The sequence below is a fragment of the Tissierella creatinophila DSM 6911 genome (assembly GCF_001940565.1).
Lineage (GTDB): Bacteria > Bacillota > Clostridia > Tissierellales > Tissierellaceae > Tissierella_A > Tissierella_A creatinophila.
Genome location: NZ_LTDM01000022.1, coordinates 1 through 19,213, shown reverse-complemented (window position 1 = coordinate 19,213; position 19,213 = coordinate 1). Strand labels below are relative to the sequence as shown.

Here is a 19,213-nt window from a genome sequence, read left to right as displayed (position 1 = left end):
ATGGCTATATGGATAGACAAAGAGTTGAAGATTTACTATTAGAAATAATGTATCTAGAGGAATTTGAAAGTGTAAGATATTATGCTTATAATTTAGCGAAGCCAATGTGGAATATATTTAAGCTTGAATGGAAATCTATACCTTACTTTTTAAGGGTTATTTGTGAGAAATCAAGACAACTCATCAAGAATAATGAAGTTGAACTAGGAGATATACTTAAATTATATTCTGAAGATCCATGTTATCTTTGGGTAGCAAGTAATATAAATACGGTAAAACCTCAGACTAATTTAAGTGAAATGGAAATAATAGGTAAGCTTATGGATGGTGAAGATGTATCAGAATATGTTGATGTAGAAGAAGAAAAGTTGATTTGTAGTTTAGTATGCTATGCAATTGATAATAATCCGCTTAGGAGTTTAAACTTTAATGAAATATGCAAATCAGAGGTATTTAAATACAGTACTACAGACTATAATTTAACAAATGTAGATACTGTAGAATTTCTATCTAGTGGCTATGTTTATGATAATAAATATTATCTATATAATCGTTGTATAAATAAAGAGAAGATTCAATTATATGATAAGAAACCAGCTATCTTTAGAATAATAGAGGAAGAAATATTAAATCCGGATATTTATTTACGACTGGATGACAGGCTTGCGTCACCTAGTGCAGATGCAATTTCGTTAGAGACTATAGGCTTTGATAGGTTTAGAGGCATTCAATTTAAATTCAGTAAAACTATTCTAAATGATATTAAGAATATAATTGTCCATCAAGATATTAAGAGTCTGGATAAATTGTTAATGGTTGTAAAAAAAGACTTTGATACAGAATTAAATGAAGAATTTTGGCATGTAGAAATAGAAGAATTACCTTATATAGAAGAATCATATAGTAAAAAGATTACTACCACATTTATTCATGGACAGTATTATCCTAAAATTAAGTATTTTAGACACATTGATTTTACTCAGAATCAATATGCTTTAGAAGTATATTTAGAAAAATATGTTGATACAAGCAATACTGAAATACTAATCGATCATTACACTGACAAGAAAAACCATTATAAGATTTGGTGTGTAGAAGGAGCAAATATTAAAGAAGAAACGTGGTATAAACTAGTAAAAGCATCTCTACACAGAGATTATAGAGAACTGTTTGACGAGATTTTAGGGAACTATTAGTATAGCATCTTCAAATTAGAAGGTGCTTTTTTCATGCCTGTTTTTAGGAGGTGATTATAATTAATATATTTTCAAAGTTATTTAAATCAAGAGAAAACCAAGTAATAGTCTATTTGGAAGTACTTATAGCCTTTTATTTGGATATACTACAAGGTAGATGTAGCATTTGCTACTATAATGGCGCTAGATAGAGTGATTGGAAACAAAGGAAATAGTGGTGGTATTGTTTATGATGATAGAGGAATTTTAATATTGTAGAATTTATTGTAAAAATGGTAAAACCGGTAATAATATAAATAAGTATGAGTACAATTATAAGATAGAGAACTATATATAACCTGAATAATAGAAAAGAGGAGGTGAATATGATAAAATGATACAGAGGTGGTTTATAAATATGAGAAATAAAGATGCTTTAATAACAGTAGCTATGCTATCAACGTTTCTTAAAGAAGAAAAAAAAGACTATTTAGATTTAATAACTCCTTTTATATTAAATTTACTGCCTAAAAAGGTAGGAGAAAAGGTTGAGATAGATGAAATAATAAATAAATTAGATAGCGAATATGGTATTGAAGACCTTCCTACAAATGTCTTGATTAATATTCTTAATAGAAACTCTAAATCTAGTATAAAAATATTAGAAAGAAAAAATAAAGAATATTTTGTAAAAAAGGTGTGTGACTCTAGATCATTTGAAGATAATAAACTGAAGATGAAAGAAGATACAGATTATATTATAAAAGCATTAGTAAAGAATTTAGAAGAACATACACCTATTAAAAATATAGATTTAGAAAAAAGCAGAGAAATCTTTATAGATTTTCTTGAGTCTTATGGATTTACTATAATAAATGATATAAATGATTTAAGAGGAGTTACTATAAACAATGAGCGCAATAGAAATAATTATTATGTTGCTCGATTTATATTAAATGAATATAAAAATGAGAGTATTATATTTGACAAAATAATAGAATTAATAAAAGGGTTTCTTATATATAAATCTATATTCTTTTTTAGTACCGAACAAAAAAAGACAATAGAATCTAAAATGAAAGGCACTGTAATATATTTTGACACCTCATTGTTAATAAACGCCTTAGGATATAATATGGAGCAGGAAAAGTTAGCTACAAGAGAATTAATTGAATTGATTTATGAGAATGATGGAATAATTAAAACTTTTAGTCATAATGAAGATGAGGTTGCCGGTATTTTAACGAAATATGCTAAAGACCCTATTGCTAGAAATAGCATGAGGTTGGAATATCTTAATAAAAACAACTATGATGAGTATGATGTAATAAGACTTAGAGACTGTTTAATAAAAAATTTACAAAATGTTAAGATTGAGGTTACGGACCCACCTAGTTATGGAAGGGTTACTGAAGAAAATCTTAAAGATAAAGGATATCTAGATTATGAAGAATTAAAATTAAAGTTAGCTGAAAGAGTTAATTATAGAAATGAGCTAGAAGACTCAGCTTTAAACAATGATGTTGAATCTATCTCTTCAATTAGTAGGCTTAGAGGTAAAGAAAAGTCTTATTCCATAGAAGATTGTAAAGCTGTGTTGGTTACACAAAACACCTCTATAGTAAACTCAGTAAGAGAATTATATAAAGATAGATTTTCAAAGGGAGAAATATCTTTTGCTATCTCTGAGATAGATCTAACTTCTATACTTTGGCTAAAATCATTTGATAAAAACAGTAATATCCCGTGTTTAAAGTTGATGGAAAGTGTTTATGCTGCCCATCAACCTACTAATGAGATTATTGATACATTTATGAAAAAGGTAGTTCAATTAGAAAAGGAAGGAAATATAGATTCAGAGGTAGCACTCTTGATAAGAACTCAAAATACTTTACAGCATGATTTAATAGAATTAACAGAGAATGATATAAATAAAATATCATTAGAAACAGTTAAAAAAGTTGAACAAAGGTATATTGAGAAAATTAGAGAAACTGATAAAAATAAGATTGATGAATTGATAAAAGAAACAAAAGTATATGATTTAAAAAAAGAAAAAGCATATAAAGATATTGAAAAGGAAGTAAATAGTATAATAAATAATTATGAAAAAAGATTGATATTAATATCAAGAATAAGTTTAACAGTTCTTTTTATTATTGGCCTGTATGCAACAATTATAGGAACGGAACACTATAATAACTTTTTTAATATAGTAGTTATGGTATTAGCATTACTAGGAGTCTTAGATACATTCAATTCTAAATATACGATTATACTTAAAGTTATTGATAAGAAAAAACAAAGAAAATTTGACTCAATATATAGTAAAAAGATAGATGAACTGGATAAAATATTTAAATAAAATATTAAAGATTTAGCATCTTCAAATTAGAAGGTGCTTTTTTCATGCCTGTTTTTAGGAGGTGATTATAATTAATATATTTTCAAAGTTATTTAAATCAAGAGAAAAACCAAGTAATAGTCTATTCGGTAGCACCTATAGTTTTTTCTTTGGGGCTACCACTAGTGGGAAGACAGTAAATGAAACAACAGCTATGCAAACTACAGCAGTATATGCCTGTGTTAGAATCTTAGCTGAAACAATAGCTTCACTTCCATTACACACATATAAATCAACATCAGAAGGAAAAGAAAAGGCAAGAGATCACCCAATATATCATCTTCTTTCAGATGCACCAAATCCTGAGATGACTTCATTTGTGTTTAGAGAAACACTTATAGGTCATCTTTTATTATGGGGGAATGCATATGCACAGATTATCCGTAATGGTAGAGGAGAAGTCGCAGCACTTTATCCCCTAATACCAGATAAGATGAAAATAAAAAGAAGTGAAAGAGGAGAAATCTACTATCTATATAACAAAGAAGGTCAAGACTATATTTTAAAATCACAAGAAGTTCTACACATTCCAGGGCTAGGATTTGATGGACTTGTAGGATATTCTCCAATTGCTATGGCTAAAAATACAATTGGAATGGCGTTAGCAACTGAAGAATACGGAGCTAAGTTCTTTTCAAATGGAGCAAATCCAGGCGGAGTATTAGAACACCCAGGAGTGGTTAAAGATCCATCTAGAGTAAGGGATAGTTGGAACTCTGTATACCAGGGAAGCACTAATTCTCATAAGGTTGCTGTACTAGAAGAAGGGATGAAGTTTCAAGCCATAGGTATTCCTCCAGAACAAGCACAGTTTCTTGAAACAAGAAAGTTCCAAACTGAAGAGATATGTAGAATATTTAGAGTACCACCTCATTTGGTAGCAAGTTTAGATAAGGCAACATTCTCAAACATAGAGCACCAGTCAATAAGTTTTGTGGTTCATACAATAAGACCCTGGTTAGTTCGGATAGAGCAATCTATTAATAAGGCTTTATTTAATGAAGCTGAAAGAAAAGAATACTTTGTAAGCTTTGTTGTTGATGGCTTACTTAGAGGAGACTATAACTCCAGAATGCAAGGTTATGCAACTGGCATACAAAATGGGTTTATGTCTCCAAATGATGTTAGGTCTCTAGAAAATATGAATCCAATCCCAGAAGAGGAAGGGGGAAATGTTTATATGGTTAACGGGAATATGCTAAAGCTTAAAGATGTTGGAGCATTTGTAAAAGATAAAGACACTAGTGGAGGTGATGAAAATTAAAAAGTTTTGGAACTGGATTAAAAATGAAGAAGGAAGAACTCTATTTCTAAATGGAGTAATCTCTGAGGAAACTTGGTATGGAGACGAAGTAACACCCCAAATGTTTAAAGATGAATTAAATAGTGGAGAAGGAAATATCACTGTATGGATCAATAGTCCAGGAGGAGATTGCATAGCAGCTTCACAGATATACAATATGCTTATGGAATACAAGGGAGATGTCATTATAAAGATTGATGGGATTGCAGCTAGTGCAGCTTCAGTAATTGCTATGGCAGGAACAGAAGTACAGATTTCACCAACAGGTTTAATGATGATCCATAATCCCTTAACTGTGGCTTTTGGAGATGCTTTTGAAATGGAAAAGGCAAGGGCAATGCTATCTGAAGTAAAAGAAAGCATAATAAATGCTTACGAAATAAAGACCGGTATTTCAAGAGTAAAGCTATCAAATCTAATGGATTCGGAAAGCTGGTTCAATGCTAAAAAGGCAGTAGAACTTGGATTTGCAGATAATATAATGTTTTCAAAAGTTGAAGGACTAGAAGAAATAGAAGGATTAACTTTCAGCAACATGATAGCAGTAAATTCTATCTTAAATAAATTTCCTAAAGAAGATAAGCCAATAGATAAACCAATAATTGAAACTGGAACATCACATAAAGAACTAGAAAAAAGATTAAATCTAATAAAATAAATGGAGGTAGTATAGATGAATAAAATAATTGAATTAAGAGAAAAAAGAGCAAAACTTTGGGATGCTACTAAGGTCTTTTTAGATTCAAGAAGAAATGAAAATGGACTCTTATCAGCTGAAGATAAAGCTACCTATGAAAAGATGGAAGCCGATGTAATAAGTCTTGGTAAAGAAGTAGAAAGACTTGAAAGACAGGCTGTGATGGACTTAGAACTTTCAAAGCCAACTTCAAACGCAATAAGAAATAATCCAAATAAAAATATGGATGATGAAAAGACTGGCAGAGCATCAAATGAGTATAAGAAAGCATTTTGGAATTCTATGAGAAATAAGAATAACATTGAAATACAAAACACACTGAAAATAGGGACAGATAGTGAAGGAGGATATTTGGTTCCAGATGAATTTGAAAAGACACTTGTCGAAGGATTACTTGAAGAAAATATCTTTAGACAACTAGCTAAAGTAATTACAACATCTTCAGGAGATAGAAAAATCCCAGTAGTAGCAAGTAAAGGAACTGCTTCATGGGTTGATGAAGAAGGAGCAATACCAGAATCAGATGATGCTTTTACACAAGTTTCAATAGGTGCATACAAACTAGCCACTATGATTAAGGTTTCAGAAGAACTCCTTAATGATAGTGTTTTTAATTTAGAGGGCTATATTGCACAGGAATTTGCTAGAAGAATTGGCTCTAAGGAAGAAGAAGCTTTTTTCATTGGAGATGGAGTAGGAAAACCTACTGGAATATTTAATGATACTGCTGGAGGAGAACTTGGAGTTACTGCTGCATCTGCAACAGCTATAACAGTAGATGAATTACTAGATTTATTTTATTCATTGAAATCACCATATAGAAAGAAAGCCGTATTCACAATGAATGATGCAACTGTAAAACTAATAAGAAAACTAAAAGACGGAAATGGTCAGTATTTATGGCAACCATCTATAACTGCAGGAGAGCCAGATACAATCCTAAATAGACCAGTAAAGACATCTTCATATGTTCCAGTAGCAGCATCTGGTACTAAACCTATAGCTTTTGGGGATTTTGGATACTACTGGGTTGCAGATAGACAAGGTAGAAGTTTTCAAAGATTAAATGAATTGTTTGCTGCAACAGGTCAAGTAGGATTTAAAGCTAGTCAAAGAGTAGATGGAAAATTAATACTTCCAGAAGCAATCAAAATTCTAAAAATGAAAGGGTAGGTGAATAAATGAGTAATACAAAGAATTATAAAAAACAAGGGGGAGACAAATGGGTTGTTAATGGAGTACTTGAAGTGACTGAATCAGGGTTACTCCTACTAAATAATAAACCATTAACAAGATCTCAAGGCCAAGCAGAAAGTACAGCTTCAACAATATCGGATTTAAAAGAGGATTTTAATTCATTACTTGAAAAGTTAAAGCATGCAGGTTTAATGGAAACGGAATAGAAAAAAAGAGGGTGAGTGTATGATTTTAGAACTTGAAGAAGCAAAACTATATTTAAGAGTAGAAGGTGATGAAGAAGATACACTCATCACTAATTTTATTTTATCAGCTGAAGAAATATGTGAAGGAATACTAAGGTATCCATTATCTGAATTACAAAATATACCCACCACAATAAATCTAGCAATACTTTATATAGTTTCAAATATGTATGAGACTAGAGAAGATTTTGATATTGGAAATGTACTTGATGTTACTAAAAGACTTCTATTCTTATATAGAAAAGAGAAGTGGTAGATATGACAATAGGAGAATTAAAGCATAGAATAACCCTTCAAACTCTAGAAGCTATAGTTAATGAAAATGGCTTTGAAGAAGAGCAGTGGATAGACTTTAAAACCCTATGGGCTAGTATTAAAAACCTTCACGGTAGAGAATACTTTCAAGCTGCAACAGTTCAAAAGGAAAACACGGTTAAATTCATAATAAGGTACCTTCCTGGAATAGACACTTCAATGAAGATACTATTTAAAGATAAACATTACAATATCACATCAATAGATAATATTAGATATGAAAATAGATTTATAGAAATAAAAGCACTGGAGGTGGATAGTCTTGGCTGATATGAAAGTAGAAGGAATAGAAGATCTCTTAGTTGAAATAGAAAGACTAGGAAGAGAAGGAAGCAAGATAGAAAACAAGGCTCTAAAGGAAGCAGGTGATGCAGTCAAAATTTCCATCCAAAATGAAACTCCTACTAGAAGTGGAAAACTAAAGACTAGCATAACAGTTTCCAGAGTTAAAACTAAAGGTGGAATAAAGCAAGTAGAAGTTGGGCCTGGGAGTGATGGATATTATGGTAAGTTTTTAGAATTTGGAACTGTAAAGATGAAGGCCAACCCCTTTATGTCTAGAGGATATGAAACTTCTAAGAGTGAAGCGGAAAGAATAATTGAAGAAGAAATAAGAAAAGGACTGGGCCTATGAATAGAGAAATACTAGCAGCACTAAAGGATGTAGGAGTTCCAGTAAGATTTCAAACCTATGGTGGAAAAGAAGAAACATATATAACCTTCTTCACCTATCTTGACAAGCCTGAGCTCCACTCTGATGATAGGGAACTAATCACAGGAAATTATATCCAAATAGATGTCTGGAGCAAGAAAGACTATACAGATTTAGTAGATTCAGTTCATCAGAAAATGATAGAAGCAGGATTTATAAAACTAAACTTTTATGATCTATATGAAGAAGAATTAAAAGTTTACCATAAAGTAATGAGATTTTTAAAGGAGGTAATATAAATGGCACAAGTAGGACTAAATGATTTACACTTTGCAATACTGACAAAAGATACAAAGGAAGCCTTAACATACGAACTACCAGAATCAATGATAGGTGCAATAAACGCTACCATAAATCCAACAGTAAATACACAAGAAGTATATGCAGATGACCAGCTTTGGGAGTCTATTTCTTCCTTGGGTAAGATAGATGTTGAAGTAGAAACAGCAGACCTGCCACTAGAGGTAAGAGCAAAGATACTAGGAAACAAAATAGTAGAAGGTGTATTAGTTGAAAATAAATCTGATATCCCACCACATATAGCCCTAGGATTTAAAAGTTTAAAGTCTAATGGGAAGTATAGATATCTATGGCTTTTAAAGGGAGTAGCCCAGCCTATGGCAGAAGATTATTCTACTAAAAAGGATAATGTAGACCATAAAACTCCAAAGATAAAACTTACCTTTATGCCAAGACTCCATGATGGAGACTGGAAAAGAACAGCAGATGAAGATAGTGCAGACTTTACTGGAGCTTTAACCTGGTTTGAAAAGGTTCCAGGAGATACTACCATTATAGGGGGTTAGTCATGCAAATAATATTAAGAATGGATAAAAAAGATAAGACTTTTACAGCGGACTTCATATCTGCAAGAATGGTAAGAAGAACAATAGAAGTATCCGAAGGAATAAACTTTGAAAGCTTGAAGCCAGAAGAACTAGATAAACTTATAGATTATATTGTAGAGCTATTTTCTAACCAGTTCACCAGAGATGATGTATATGATGGACTATCTTCTAAAGATTTACTCTCCACCATCACAAATTGTATCAATGAAGTAGTAGGTGGAATGACTGAATCTACTGGTGGCGAAGGAAAAAACGAGTAGAGGGGAATTCCATGGAGCCCCAAGAATTTATAGATAGTTTGTATCTGGCCCTTTTAGATAAAGGTTGGACACTAAATGAAATAGACTCTATGGATATATTTTACTATCTTAAGCTCTTAACTAGAAAACTTGGAGAAGAAAAAGTGTATATTGATGATGTATTGTAATAAGTATCAACTGTACTTTTTACATTCTCGCTCAAATGACATGTAATTAGAGCGAGAATGTAAATTATATTTACAAACTATGCCTAAAAATCAGTTTCTACTATAATTTCATTAGAGATAGTATATAATATAGTTAATAGATATTCGAATGGAAATATAGATGAATAGGAAGTTGATATTTATGAATGAAAAGCAAATTTTGGAACTGATAAATAAAGGTGAAGGAATCAATATAGAATTTAAAGAAAGTAAAACTAAGCTAAATAAAGATGTGTTTGAATCTGTCTGTGCTTTTTTAAATCGTAATGGAGGACACTTATTTTTAGGTGTGAAAGATGATGGTACCATTGTTGGTATTGATGATGACTCTGTAAAAAAGGTTAAGGATAATTTTGTATCATCGATGAACAACCCTGATAAAATAAATCCTACCTGCTACTCAGAGATCCAGGAGATTAAAACTAAAGGTAAGACAATCCTCTATGTATCCATTCCTGAGAGCTCAGATGTTCATAGATGTAATGGTAAAATATACGATAGAAATGAAGATGGGGATTTCAATATAACAAGTAATAGGGATCTTGTTTTTAAGCTATACATGAGAAAACAAAGTACCTATAGTGAGAATACAATATATCCTGCAGTTAAAATGTCTCAACTCAGAGAAGATATTTTTGAAAAAGTTAGAAGATTTGCATCTAATCGAGTATCCAATCACCCTTGGAAGAGTATGGGTAATATGGAATTATTGAAAAGTGCAGGACTTTATCTTGAAGAGCCTCAAAGCGGGAAAGAAGGAATAACATTAGCAGGGATTTTAATATTCGGTACAGATATATTAATCCATGCTGCACTTCCGCATTATAAAACAGATGCTATTAAAAGAGTACAAAATCTTGATAGGTATGATGATAGGGACTATGTTGATACTAATTTAATAGACAGTTATGATAGACTTATGCAGTTTATAGCAAAACACTTAAATGATAAGTTTTATTTAGAAGGAGACATAAGAACAAACATTAGAGATATGATATTTAGAGAAGTAATATCAAATATTTTAGTTCATAGAGAATACCTTGACCCATTTCCAGCAAAGCTTATAATTGAAAAAAATAGAGTTTATGCTGAAAATGGTAATACAGCTCGTGGTAGCGGAGAAATAGACCCAAAGAGCTTCTCACCATATTCTAAGAATCCTACTATAGCAAAGTTTTTCAGGGAAATAGGATGGGTAGATGAGCTGGGCTCAGGTGTTAGAAATATCAATAAATATAATAAAATTTATTCTGGCTCAGAAGCTCAGTTTATAGAAGGTGATGTGTTTAAAACAATTATACCTTTGGATACTAGAGATACTAGAAAAGTTAATGATCCTGTAGAAGATGAAAAAGATAGAGAAACAAAAGATATATTGGAATTCTGTAAAATACCTAGAAGTAGAGAAGAAATTCAGCAATTTGTAGGGATTAAAAGCACCTCTCACTTTAGAAGGAAAGTATTAAATCCATTAATAAAAGGTGGTTTACTAAATCTAATATTACCAGATAAACCAACGAGTCCAAATCAAAAATATTACTCATAAGACACTTTAAACAAACTAAATAATTAATAGGATATTGAGATAAAGATCAAGCTAGGGTTAAGCTAGGGCCAAGACAATAATTAGGATTAAGCTAGTGATATAGCCACCTTAGAGAGTTGGAAAGTTAGAAAAGGTCAAGCTGGGGTCAAGCTAGGGTCAAGCTGAAATAAGTTAATATAAAAATATTTAGCATCCATTTAGGGTGCTTTTTTTACGCCAAAAAGTGAGGTGATGTAAGTGGCAAAGGAAATAGGAAATTTAAATGTAGTAGTAGGATTAGATTCCACAGGCTTTCAAAATGGAATAGGTGCCTTAAATAGAGAAATGAAAAAGGTTCAATCTGAATTTAAGCTTGCAAGTACAGAACTAGGTAAGCATGGGAAAGAATTGGATGGATTGAAATTAAAGTCAACCAACTTGACCCGTCAAACTGAGCTGCAAAGACAAAAAGTAGATGCTTTAAAACAAGCACATCAAGCTTCCGTAGAAACTAAAGGCAAAGATGCTAAAGCTACTCAAGATTTAGAGATTAAATTAAATAATGCCCAGGCTAAGCTATCTTCCATGGAGCAAGGCTTAAGCTCTTTAAATAAGGAAATAGAACTTCAATCTAACAGCTTCTATAAGCTCTCCCAAACACTAGAACCAATAGGACAAAAGTTTCAAGATGTAGGAAAGAAGATGGAATCAGTAGGAAAAGATTTAACTAAAAAACTTACTCTTCCCTTAGTTGGAATTGGAACTGCAGCTTCAAAAGTAGGCTCTGACTTTCAAGCTGGAATGAGTGAAGTTGCAGCCATATCTGGTGCTACAGGAAGTGATCTAAGACAACTAGAAGAAAAAGCTAAAGAGATGGGTGCTACTACAAAGTTTTCTGCCACTGAATCTGCTGAAGCTTTAAAATATATGGCCATGGCAGGCTGGGATACAAATCAAATGGTAGATGGACTTGATGGGGTTATGATGCTAGCTGCTGCCAGTGGTGAAAACCTAGGATCAGTTTCTGATATTGTAACTGATGCCCTTACAGCCTTTGGTATGGAAGCAAAAGATGCATCAAGCTTTGCAGACTTACTCGCCAGTGCATCATCAAACTCAAATACAAATGTAGCATTACTTGGGGAGTCATTTAAATATGTGGCTCCTCTTTTTGGTGCTATGGGCTACTCTGCTGAAGATGCAGCTCTAGCTCTGGGCCTTATGGCTAATGCTGGTATTAAAGGATCTCAAGCTGGAACAAGTCTAAAGACAGCCATAGCAAACCTTGCCAATCCAACAGATAAAATGAAAGGTGCAATGACAGAACTCGGCATATCTATTACAGATGCTAATGGTGAAATGCTTCCATTTAAAGATGTAATGGGTGAACTTAGAGAAAAATTCTCAGGCTTAACTGAGGAGCAACAAGCTCAATATGCAGCTACAATATTTGGTAAAGAAGCTATGAGTGGAATGCTGGCAATAATAAATGCAACAGATGAAGACTATGAAAAGCTTACAGACTCTACAAGAAATTATACAGGGACAGCTAAGGCGATGGCTGAAACTATGGAAGATAATCTCCAAGGTGGAATAACTAAACTTAAGTCTGCCCTTGAAGGAGTCGGCATACAGATCTTTGAAGTACTTCTTCCTCACCTACAATCTCTAGTAGAAAAACTTCAAGAAGCAGTGGAGTGGTTTGCTAACCTAGATCCAGCTACTCAAGAAACTATAGTTAAAATAGGACTAGTTGCAGCAGCTATTGGACCCCTTCTTTTAATAGGTGGAAAACTTATAGGAGGAATAGGAAGCATTATAGGATTAGTATCAACAGTTTCTGGAGCCATAGCAGTAGCAACTACGGGAGCCGTAGCAGCAACACCAGCAATAGGAGGACTTGCTACAGCTTTTACTATTCTGTCAGGACCAGTTGGACTAGCAATAGCGGGAATTGCAGCAGTTACAGCTGTGGGAGTAGGCCTATATAAACACTTAAGCCAAGAAAGTATTCCTGAAATACAGCTCTTTGGTGATGAGGTTTCCGATTCTACAAAGAAAGCAGTAGGAGGTTTTCTTGAACTTAATGATGAAGCTACTATTGCCCTTAATCAATTATCCTGGTCTGGGCAAGAAGTAACACAGGAAATGGCTGATAAAATTACAGGAAACTTCTCTCAGATGGCAACAGATATTCAGTCGGGATTAGATAAACATCATGAAGAATCCCTTGGTAAAATACAAGGGTTTGTAAATAATAGCACATCACTTTCAAAAGAAGAGCAAGAAGGAATCATAAGTAATATGAATGAAGGCTATGAATCTAGAAAGCAAAAGGTAGCCGATGGAGAAACTAGAATTAAAGAAATACTAGAAACTGCATCAACTGAGAAGAGAGGAATAACAAAAGCAGAGCAAGAAGAGATAAATTCTATCCAAAAAGAAATGGTGGAGACAGGTATTAGAGTCTTATCTGAAAATGAAGTAGAAGCTAAATCCATAATGGAAAGAATGAAAGCTCAAGCAGGAGAGATCACTGCCAACCAAGCTGCTGAAGTTGTTCAAAACTCTATAGAGCAAAAGGAAAAAACCGTTCAAGCTGCTAATGAACAATATGATGAAGTGGTTAAAGAAATAATAAGGCAAAGAGATGAAGCTGGAACCATAACAAAAGATCAAGCAGATAAGCTAATACAAGAAGCAACTAGACAGAGAGACGACACAGTTGAAAAAGCAGAAGAGATGCACGCAGATGTAATAAAAGAAGCTAAGGCTCAGGCTAAAGAACATGTGAATCAAGTAGACTGGGAAACTGGAGAAATAAAGACCAAATGGCAAGTTATGAAAACTGATATCTCAGAGAAGGCTAAAAAGATAAAAGAAGATGTAGCGGAGAAATGGAAAGATATAAAAAAGGACTCATCAGAAAAGTGGGAGAATATAAAAACAGATACAGCTACAAAATGGAAGGATATGAAGGAAGATACTCTTACTAAAGCTGGAGAAATAAAAAAGAGTGTATCGGATAAGTGGGGAGAAATAAAAACTGATACTAGTCAAAAGTGGAAAGACATAAAAAAGGATGTCAGTGATAAGGCAGGAGATATAAAGAAAAACATAATAGACTCCATTACAAATTCAGAATCAGAATGGGTGAAGAAAACAGCTTCAATGCTCACTGCTGCCAATGATAAATTTGGAGCTATGAAAGAGAAAGTTTCTGAATCATTTACTACTGTAGTATCTTCCATAAAAAGTGGAATAGATAAGATCTTAGAATGGAATGCAACAACTGTTAAAGAGAAAGTCTTTAGCATAGTTGAAAAGGTAAAAAGCATATTTTCAAAAGAAGATGCTGATTCAAACTATAGTGGAACTAGCTTCTTTCAAGGTGGACTTACTATGGTAGGAGAACTTGGGCCAGAACTTGTACAATTACCAAGAGGGAGTAAAATCTATAACGACAATGTTACTAAAAAGATGCTATCTGGGGATAAAGGAATCACCCAACACATAGTTATCAACAGTCCCAGACATTTATCTCCTTATGAAACGGCTAGAAAGATTAAAAATGCATCTAAAGAATTAGCAATGGAATGGTAGGGGGTGAAGGATTGAGTAACATAAAAATAACAAACACCAATGGAGAAAGCATCACTCTTGGAAATGAAGCACCTTTATTTCTAGAAAGAATAGATGGGGTAGGAAGACTGGGAGTAGAATTAGAAAACCAGAAGTCACCTGATCAAGATGGAATAACCTATGTCAAAAATACATTTTCAAGTAGAGATATATCTATTGAAGGAATTATCATTAGTAGAAATAATCCAGATGAAATACTAACTTTAAGAAGAAAGATGCAGAGAGTATTAAATCCAAAGCTAGGTCAAGTAACAATAAGGTACAAATATAAAGAGAGCACTAAAGAAATAAAGGCCATAGTAGAATCGACTCCTTCATTCCCATCAGCAGGAAGGGGACTCTTTTACCAGAAATATTTGATTAATCTAATATGCCACAGTCCATTCTGGCTTGAGACATATTATGAATCTAGTGAAATGTCATATATTATGGGTGGACTTAAGTTTAATTTAAAGCTTCCTAGCAAGTTTTCAAGTAGAGGTTTTAAAAGAAAGGCAGTTAATAGTGGTGATGTAGATACACCAGTAAAGATAGAATTCATTGGCCCTGCCACAAATCCAACAGTTACAAATGAAACTACAGGAGAGATAATAAAGGTAAATCGAGAGCTTGGAGAAGGTGATGTACTTTCTATCTGTACTTCTTTTGGTGAAAAGTATGTAAGGATAAATGGTGAAAATGCCTTTCACTATATAGATCTTGATTCTTCTTTTTGGAGCCTTCTTCCTGGAGAGAATATATTAAGTTATAAAAGTAATAACGATAGCATTAATACAAGAGTAAAAGCAATATGGAGAAATAGATATATAGGTTTTTAGAGAGGAGGCATCCTATGGCTGAGAGATATATGTTCTTTGACTCAGTAGAAGGAGAAGATGAAAGGTTTTATACTGCAGATGAATTTGCAGAGTATTTTAGGAAGTTAATATCTAGTGGTATCTTTAATGGAGGAGAAAACTTAAGGGTAAGTGCTAGTGGATCTGATATGAATATATTAATAAATGAAGGCTATGCTTGGATTGAAGGATATTTATATAAAATAGAAACAGAAAGTTTAAGCTTAACACTTGATGCAGCAGATTCATCAATGAATAGAATAGACAGAGTTGTAATTCGCCTTGATAAGTCTTTGGATAAAAGATATGTCAGGGCCTTTATATTAAAAGGAGAAGCAGCGGAAAAGCCAGTACCACCAACATTAAATAGAAGTAATAATATTTATGAAATATCCCTAGCTCAAGTAAAGGTTCTTGCTGGTAAGAGCTTTATAGAAAACTATCAAATTATAGATGAAAGATTAAATAGCGAAGTATGCGGAATCGTTACTCACTTATTTGAACAAGTAGATACTAGAGAACTATTCAATGAATGGCAGCTCTATCTAAATGCTAAAAAGGATCAAGGAGATAAAGACTTCATTGATTTCAAGAAATATATATCAGATAAAAAGTACAATGTAAATATTGAATATGCTACATTTCTAACTGTCTTACAGGGCAAACTTACTACTTTTCAAAACACATGGAATATATGGGTAGATGATAAACTAAGCATTCTTAATGGGGAGTTTTATTTAGAGTGGAACAGCTGGTTTGAGGGCATTCAATATAAGTGGAATATGTGGTTTGAAGGAGAAATAAAAAGGCTTTGGCAGGACTGGGTAAAGGATAAATTAAAATCACCTGGTGGAGAATTTTACACAGAATGGAAGGCCTGGTTTGAAGAAATACAAGATATTACTAATCTAGTGCCACGAAGTCAGTTTAAAGATCATATAAATAAATCAGTGAAAGATGAGGCTCATGGTCTTAGAATGATTGGTAATACTTTAGAAGTAGAGATAAAACAAGGTATATGGTATAAATTAGAAAATCAGCCAACAATTAATACATGGGGAGGGATGTAAATGGGAAGTGCAATAAGACTAAGTAAAGGACAATTAACCACAGAGTTCACTCCTTTATATCAGGTACCTAATGATAGAATAGCCATACTAAAATCAATTATATTAACCAATTTATCAGATTCATCACAAACTGTTAGCTTGAAGATGGCTGGTGCTTATATTATGAAAGAAAAAACACTCTTAGCAGGTGAGTCTTATCAAGCATCAGTATTTGACCAGGTTATAGTTTCTGGTGAGACTATAGAGGGAAAAGCAAGTCAAGGCTTAGACTACTATATAAGTGGTAAGCTCTTACTTCCACAAGATATAGCCAGCGAAACTCAGTGGATGCAAGAGCAGTGGGATAGTTGGTGGGCTACTCATCCAGAAGCGTTTGAAGCTCTATGGAATTCATGGCTACAGAGTAAAACCTCTGAACCAGATGGTATCTTTTATCAAGAGTGGAAAGAATGGTTTGATAGAATTCAGGAAATCACACATGAAACAGCTGACCTAGTACCCTGGACTATATTTAGAAAACATGAAGAGAGTCTCTTAGCTCATGGGGAACTTATAAATACCCATCGAACGGAGAAGGACAATAAGGGGATTTTCACTAAAATTCAGTGGTATCGCAGGGATAAAACATTGGCTAAGGAGTCAAAACTAAATGGTGGAAATTCTCCAAGATATGCCAATCGAACAGTCACATATTTTGAAGCAGATGGAGAAACAATTCAATCTACAATCCTTTATAAGCAAATATATAATGAAGAGGGAGATTGGATAGAGGAGGTAATTATAGATGAATGATCTAATACTACATGGTTTTGGGCAGGCACCAACAGGGGGAGGTTCAGGTCAAGTTCCTATAGAAGGTTTAACTCCAATTATTACTTCAGACAAGTTAAAGGGGCTAGGATTAAAGTTTGCCAATAAATCCCTTGGTACCTTATCTGATAGAAGGGGGGTCAATCATTATAATGATGGAAAAGTATATGTATTACATTCTTCAGGGGTTACCATCTATGATGCAGTTTCAGGGGAGGTAATAGCGGAAAACTATCATCAAACTTCTTCAGCAAATATGACTCCAGATACTGCAGCGACAGACGGAAGTTACTATCTAACATATAGTTCTAAACTATATAAATATAGCTTGGATGGGACTTTAATTTGGGAAGCCTCAACAGGAAGTAGTTTTACTTGTATTACAGTAGACGCTTCTGGTGTATATGTTGGAAATACTTCTTCATCAAATTACTATGTATATAAATATAACAGAAGTAATGGACAGAGTATATGGAGTTCAGGCAATATCTCTTATAGAGTAATGGATATTGCAGTTACTAGTAATGCAGTTATTGTAGCTACCGAGAGCTATAGAATATATAGACTTAACCCTAGCAATGGAAGTCAAGTATATGTGTATACACTGCCTAATAGTGACAACGCTTATGCCTTAGCTATTGAACCAAATACAAATCACTTTTATTCTATAATCTATAATAGAACCTTAAGAAAACACAGCTTCCAAACAGGGGAGCCTATTTTCACTTTAAATAACACTAATGTAACAACAGTATATAATTTATTTGTAGATGGTGGAAACAATGTATATACAATTTCTAATAGAGAGATTACTAAACTAGATAATCAATTGACAGGTTTTATTTGGAGGGAAAATCATGATATCACTGATAACCCTATTAATGCATATGGCTTTGATAAGGAAAAAGGGAATATTTATATACTAAGAACTCATACAGCAAAGATCCTATCAACTGAAAAAGAATGGTCACCATTTATCTTGCATCAATTTGAAGGGACTGTTAACTCCATAGATATAGATAAAAGTGGTAATTTTTATGGTGCCAGTGATGACTGGACAGTAAGAAAGTTTAATGCAGCAGGTAAAGAAGAGTGGATATATAGACATATACGTATGCTGAACTTTGTTAAAGCAGATAAGGATGGGAATGTATTTATTGCAGACTCTTCAAGGGTATTTAAAAAGCTTAATCCACTTGGAGTAGAGCAGTGGTCTTTGAGTATATCAGGAGTTTCAGGAGACATTAAAGACCTAGTAATAAACAGTGAAGGAGTAATAATTCTTAGCATATCATACTGGCATTCATCATCATCAAGCAGGAAGGATTATTTAGTTAAAATATCAAGTGACGGTAAATTTATAAGTAGAAAAGAAATAGGAAATAGCGGAGTCTTTAATAGCCTACACCTTTGGGATGATAAAACTATTCTAGCTGTAGATAGACTATATGATATTGAAAGCCTTAGATGTGTGGAGTTCTTTAATAATGCAAATCCAATATTTAGCGTTCAAGGAGACTTTATTTATGGTTTAAGTAGTTCCAATATAAAAGTCCTTAATAAGTATTCAGGCGGACAAGTGAATTCAACTAATATATCAAATGTTGATTATACAAACCTTTATTTGAAAGTGGCACAAGGCTTAGATGGAGCAATCTATGTAGCAGATAGCAAGAAAACCTTAGTTAAATTAAATAAGAAAGGTGAAGAACTATGGCGTTACCAAGCTAGAGATAATATAGCTGATGTGAAAGTAGATGATGATCATAATATTTACCTTGCTACAGGATATTATATTGAAAAGCTAACTCAAACATTTGGAATAGATAGTTATGAAAATATAGATAGTTGCAGAATAGAGTTTTGAAATTATCTAAGGTTATCCACAAAGGGAAATTTAATTCAATAAATAAATATGCTCGTTAATTTTGGAGAATCTAGTTATACACAGAAAAAGGGCATAGAAAA

19 protein-coding genes are annotated in these 19,213 nt (G+C 33.0%); all 19 read left to right on the top strand.

Annotation, left to right across the window (positions count from 1 at the left end; genetic code table 11):
- Positions 1-8: 8 nt before the first annotated feature.
- A complete protein-coding gene (locus TICRE_RS13435) occupies positions 9-1,196 on the top strand; it encodes a hypothetical protein (RefSeq protein WP_198927509.1) in 1,188 nt (395 codons plus the stop codon).
- A gap of 397 nt (positions 1,197-1,593) precedes the next feature.
- Positions 1,594-3,540 (top strand): hypothetical protein, encoded by a 1,947-nt coding sequence (locus tag TICRE_RS06760; protein WP_075726427.1) that lies wholly within the window; start codon positions 1,594-1,596, stop codon positions 3,538-3,540.
- 61 nt (positions 3,541-3,601) lie between these two features.
- Entirely contained in the window at positions 3,602-4,843 is a 1,242-nt protein-coding gene (locus TICRE_RS06755; RefSeq protein ID WP_233120160.1) for a phage portal protein, read from the top strand.
- A complete protein-coding gene (locus tag TICRE_RS06750; RefSeq protein WP_075726425.1) occupies positions 4,833-5,540 on the top strand; it encodes a head maturation protease, ClpP-related in 708 nt (235 codons plus the stop codon). Before TICRE_RS06755 ends, TICRE_RS06750 begins: the two co-directional genes overlap by 11 nt.
- 15 nt (positions 5,541-5,555) lie before the next feature.
- The gene (locus TICRE_RS06745) at positions 5,556-6,752 is read left to right on the top strand and encodes a phage major capsid protein (protein ID WP_075726423.1); all 1,197 of its coding nucleotides are present in this window, start codon (positions 5,556-5,558) and stop codon (positions 6,750-6,752) included.
- 8 nt (positions 6,753-6,760) lie between these two features.
- Complete coding sequence (locus TICRE_RS06740) at positions 6,761-6,982, top strand: Head fiber protein (RefSeq protein WP_075726421.1); 222 nt, start codon at positions 6,761-6,763, stop codon at positions 6,980-6,982.
- Positions 6,983-7,001: 19 nt separating this feature from the next.
- Entirely contained in the window at positions 7,002-7,277 is a 276-nt protein-coding gene (locus TICRE_RS06735; RefSeq protein WP_075726419.1) for a head-tail connector protein, read from the top strand.
- Between the two features lie 2 nt (positions 7,278-7,279).
- On the top strand, positions 7,280-7,606 hold the full coding sequence (locus TICRE_RS06730; RefSeq protein WP_075726417.1) for a phage head closure protein: 327 nt from the start codon (positions 7,280-7,282) through the stop codon (positions 7,604-7,606).
- A 1-nt stretch (position 7,607) separates the two neighbouring features.
- Entirely contained in the window at positions 7,608-7,970 is a 363-nt protein-coding gene (locus TICRE_RS06725) for an HK97-gp10 family putative phage morphogenesis protein (RefSeq protein WP_233120164.1), read from the top strand.
- Entirely contained in the window at positions 7,967-8,287 is a 321-nt protein-coding gene (locus tag TICRE_RS06720) for a hypothetical protein (RefSeq protein WP_075726413.1), read from the top strand. Before TICRE_RS06725 ends, TICRE_RS06720 begins: the two co-directional genes overlap by 4 nt.
- Positions 8,288-8,854 (top strand): major tail protein, encoded by a 567-nt coding sequence (locus TICRE_RS06715; RefSeq protein ID WP_075726411.1) that lies wholly within the window; start codon positions 8,288-8,290, stop codon positions 8,852-8,854.
- A 2-nt stretch (positions 8,855-8,856) separates the two neighbouring features.
- Positions 8,857-9,156: a phage tail assembly chaperone G gene (gpG, locus tag TICRE_RS06710; RefSeq protein WP_075726409.1), complete on the top strand. Its 300-nt coding sequence runs from the start codon at positions 8,857-8,859 to the stop codon at positions 9,154-9,156.
- Between the two features lie 11 nt (positions 9,157-9,167).
- Positions 9,168-9,323: a hypothetical protein gene (locus TICRE_RS13430; protein ID WP_198927508.1), complete on the top strand. Its 156-nt coding sequence runs from the start codon at positions 9,168-9,170 to the stop codon at positions 9,321-9,323.
- A 181-nt stretch (positions 9,324-9,504) separates the two neighbouring features.
- The gene (locus TICRE_RS06705; RefSeq protein WP_075726407.1) at positions 9,505-10,908 is read left to right on the top strand and encodes an RNA-binding domain-containing protein; all 1,404 of its coding nucleotides are present in this window, start codon (positions 9,505-9,507) and stop codon (positions 10,906-10,908) included.
- 237 nt (positions 10,909-11,145) lie between these two features.
- The gene (locus tag TICRE_RS06700) at positions 11,146-14,490 is read left to right on the top strand and encodes a phage tail tape measure protein (protein ID WP_075726405.1); all 3,345 of its coding nucleotides are present in this window, start codon (positions 11,146-11,148) and stop codon (positions 14,488-14,490) included.
- 11 nt (positions 14,491-14,501) lie between these two features.
- Positions 14,502-15,347: a phage tail family protein gene (locus tag TICRE_RS06695; RefSeq protein WP_143583094.1), complete on the top strand. Its 846-nt coding sequence runs from the start codon at positions 14,502-14,504 to the stop codon at positions 15,345-15,347.
- Between the two features lie 14 nt (positions 15,348-15,361).
- The gene (locus TICRE_RS06690; protein ID WP_075726401.1) at positions 15,362-16,435 is read left to right on the top strand and encodes a hypothetical protein; all 1,074 of its coding nucleotides are present in this window, start codon (positions 15,362-15,364) and stop codon (positions 16,433-16,435) included.
- Positions 16,436-17,227, top strand: a complete 792-nt coding sequence (locus TICRE_RS06685) for a hypothetical protein (protein WP_075726399.1) — start codon at positions 16,436-16,438, stop codon at positions 17,225-17,227.
- Entirely contained in the window at positions 17,220-19,112 is a 1,893-nt protein-coding gene (locus TICRE_RS06680) for an outer membrane protein assembly factor BamB family protein (RefSeq protein WP_075726397.1), read from the top strand. The genes TICRE_RS06685 and TICRE_RS06680 overlap by 8 nt, the downstream gene beginning before the upstream one ends.
- Positions 19,113-19,213: the final 101 nt, after the last annotated feature.

Bases quoted from the DNA above. Each gene is read 5' to 3' on its own strand.
- TICRE_RS13435 (WP_198927509.1), top strand. From the start codon at position 9: ATGGATAGACAAAGAGTTGAAGATTTACTATTAGAAATAATGTATCTA.
- TICRE_RS06760 (WP_075726427.1), top strand. From the start codon at position 1,594: ATGAGAAATAAAGATGCTTTAATAACAGTAGCTATGCTATCAACGTTT.
- TICRE_RS06750 (WP_075726425.1), top strand. From the start codon at position 4,833: ATGAAAATTAAAAAGTTTTGGAACTGGATTAAAAATGAAGAAGGAAGA.
- TICRE_RS06745 (WP_075726423.1), top strand. From the start codon at position 5,556: ATGAATAAAATAATTGAATTAAGAGAAAAAAGAGCAAAACTTTGGGAT.
- TICRE_RS06740 (WP_075726421.1), top strand. From the start codon at position 6,761: ATGAGTAATACAAAGAATTATAAAAAACAAGGGGGAGACAAATGGGTT.
- TICRE_RS06735 (WP_075726419.1), top strand. From the start codon at position 7,002: ATGATTTTAGAACTTGAAGAAGCAAAACTATATTTAAGAGTAGAAGGT.
- TICRE_RS06730 (WP_075726417.1), top strand. From the start codon at position 7,280: ATGACAATAGGAGAATTAAAGCATAGAATAACCCTTCAAACTCTAGAA.
- TICRE_RS06725 (WP_233120164.1), top strand. From the start codon at position 7,608: ATGAAAGTAGAAGGAATAGAAGATCTCTTAGTTGAAATAGAAAGACTA.
- TICRE_RS06720 (WP_075726413.1), top strand. From the start codon at position 7,967: ATGAATAGAGAAATACTAGCAGCACTAAAGGATGTAGGAGTTCCAGTA.
- TICRE_RS06715 (WP_075726411.1), top strand. From the start codon at position 8,288: ATGGCACAAGTAGGACTAAATGATTTACACTTTGCAATACTGACAAAA.
- gpG (WP_075726409.1), top strand. From the start codon at position 8,857: ATGCAAATAATATTAAGAATGGATAAAAAAGATAAGACTTTTACAGCG.
- TICRE_RS13430 (WP_198927508.1), top strand. From the start codon at position 9,168: ATGGAGCCCCAAGAATTTATAGATAGTTTGTATCTGGCCCTTTTAGAT.
- TICRE_RS06705 (WP_075726407.1), top strand. From the start codon at position 9,505: ATGAATGAAAAGCAAATTTTGGAACTGATAAATAAAGGTGAAGGAATC.
- TICRE_RS06690 (WP_075726401.1), top strand. From the start codon at position 15,362: ATGGCTGAGAGATATATGTTCTTTGACTCAGTAGAAGGAGAAGATGAA.
- TICRE_RS06685 (WP_075726399.1), top strand. From the start codon at position 16,436: ATGGGAAGTGCAATAAGACTAAGTAAAGGACAATTAACCACAGAGTTC.
- TICRE_RS06680 (WP_075726397.1), top strand. From the start codon at position 17,220: ATGAATGATCTAATACTACATGGTTTTGGGCAGGCACCAACAGGGGGA.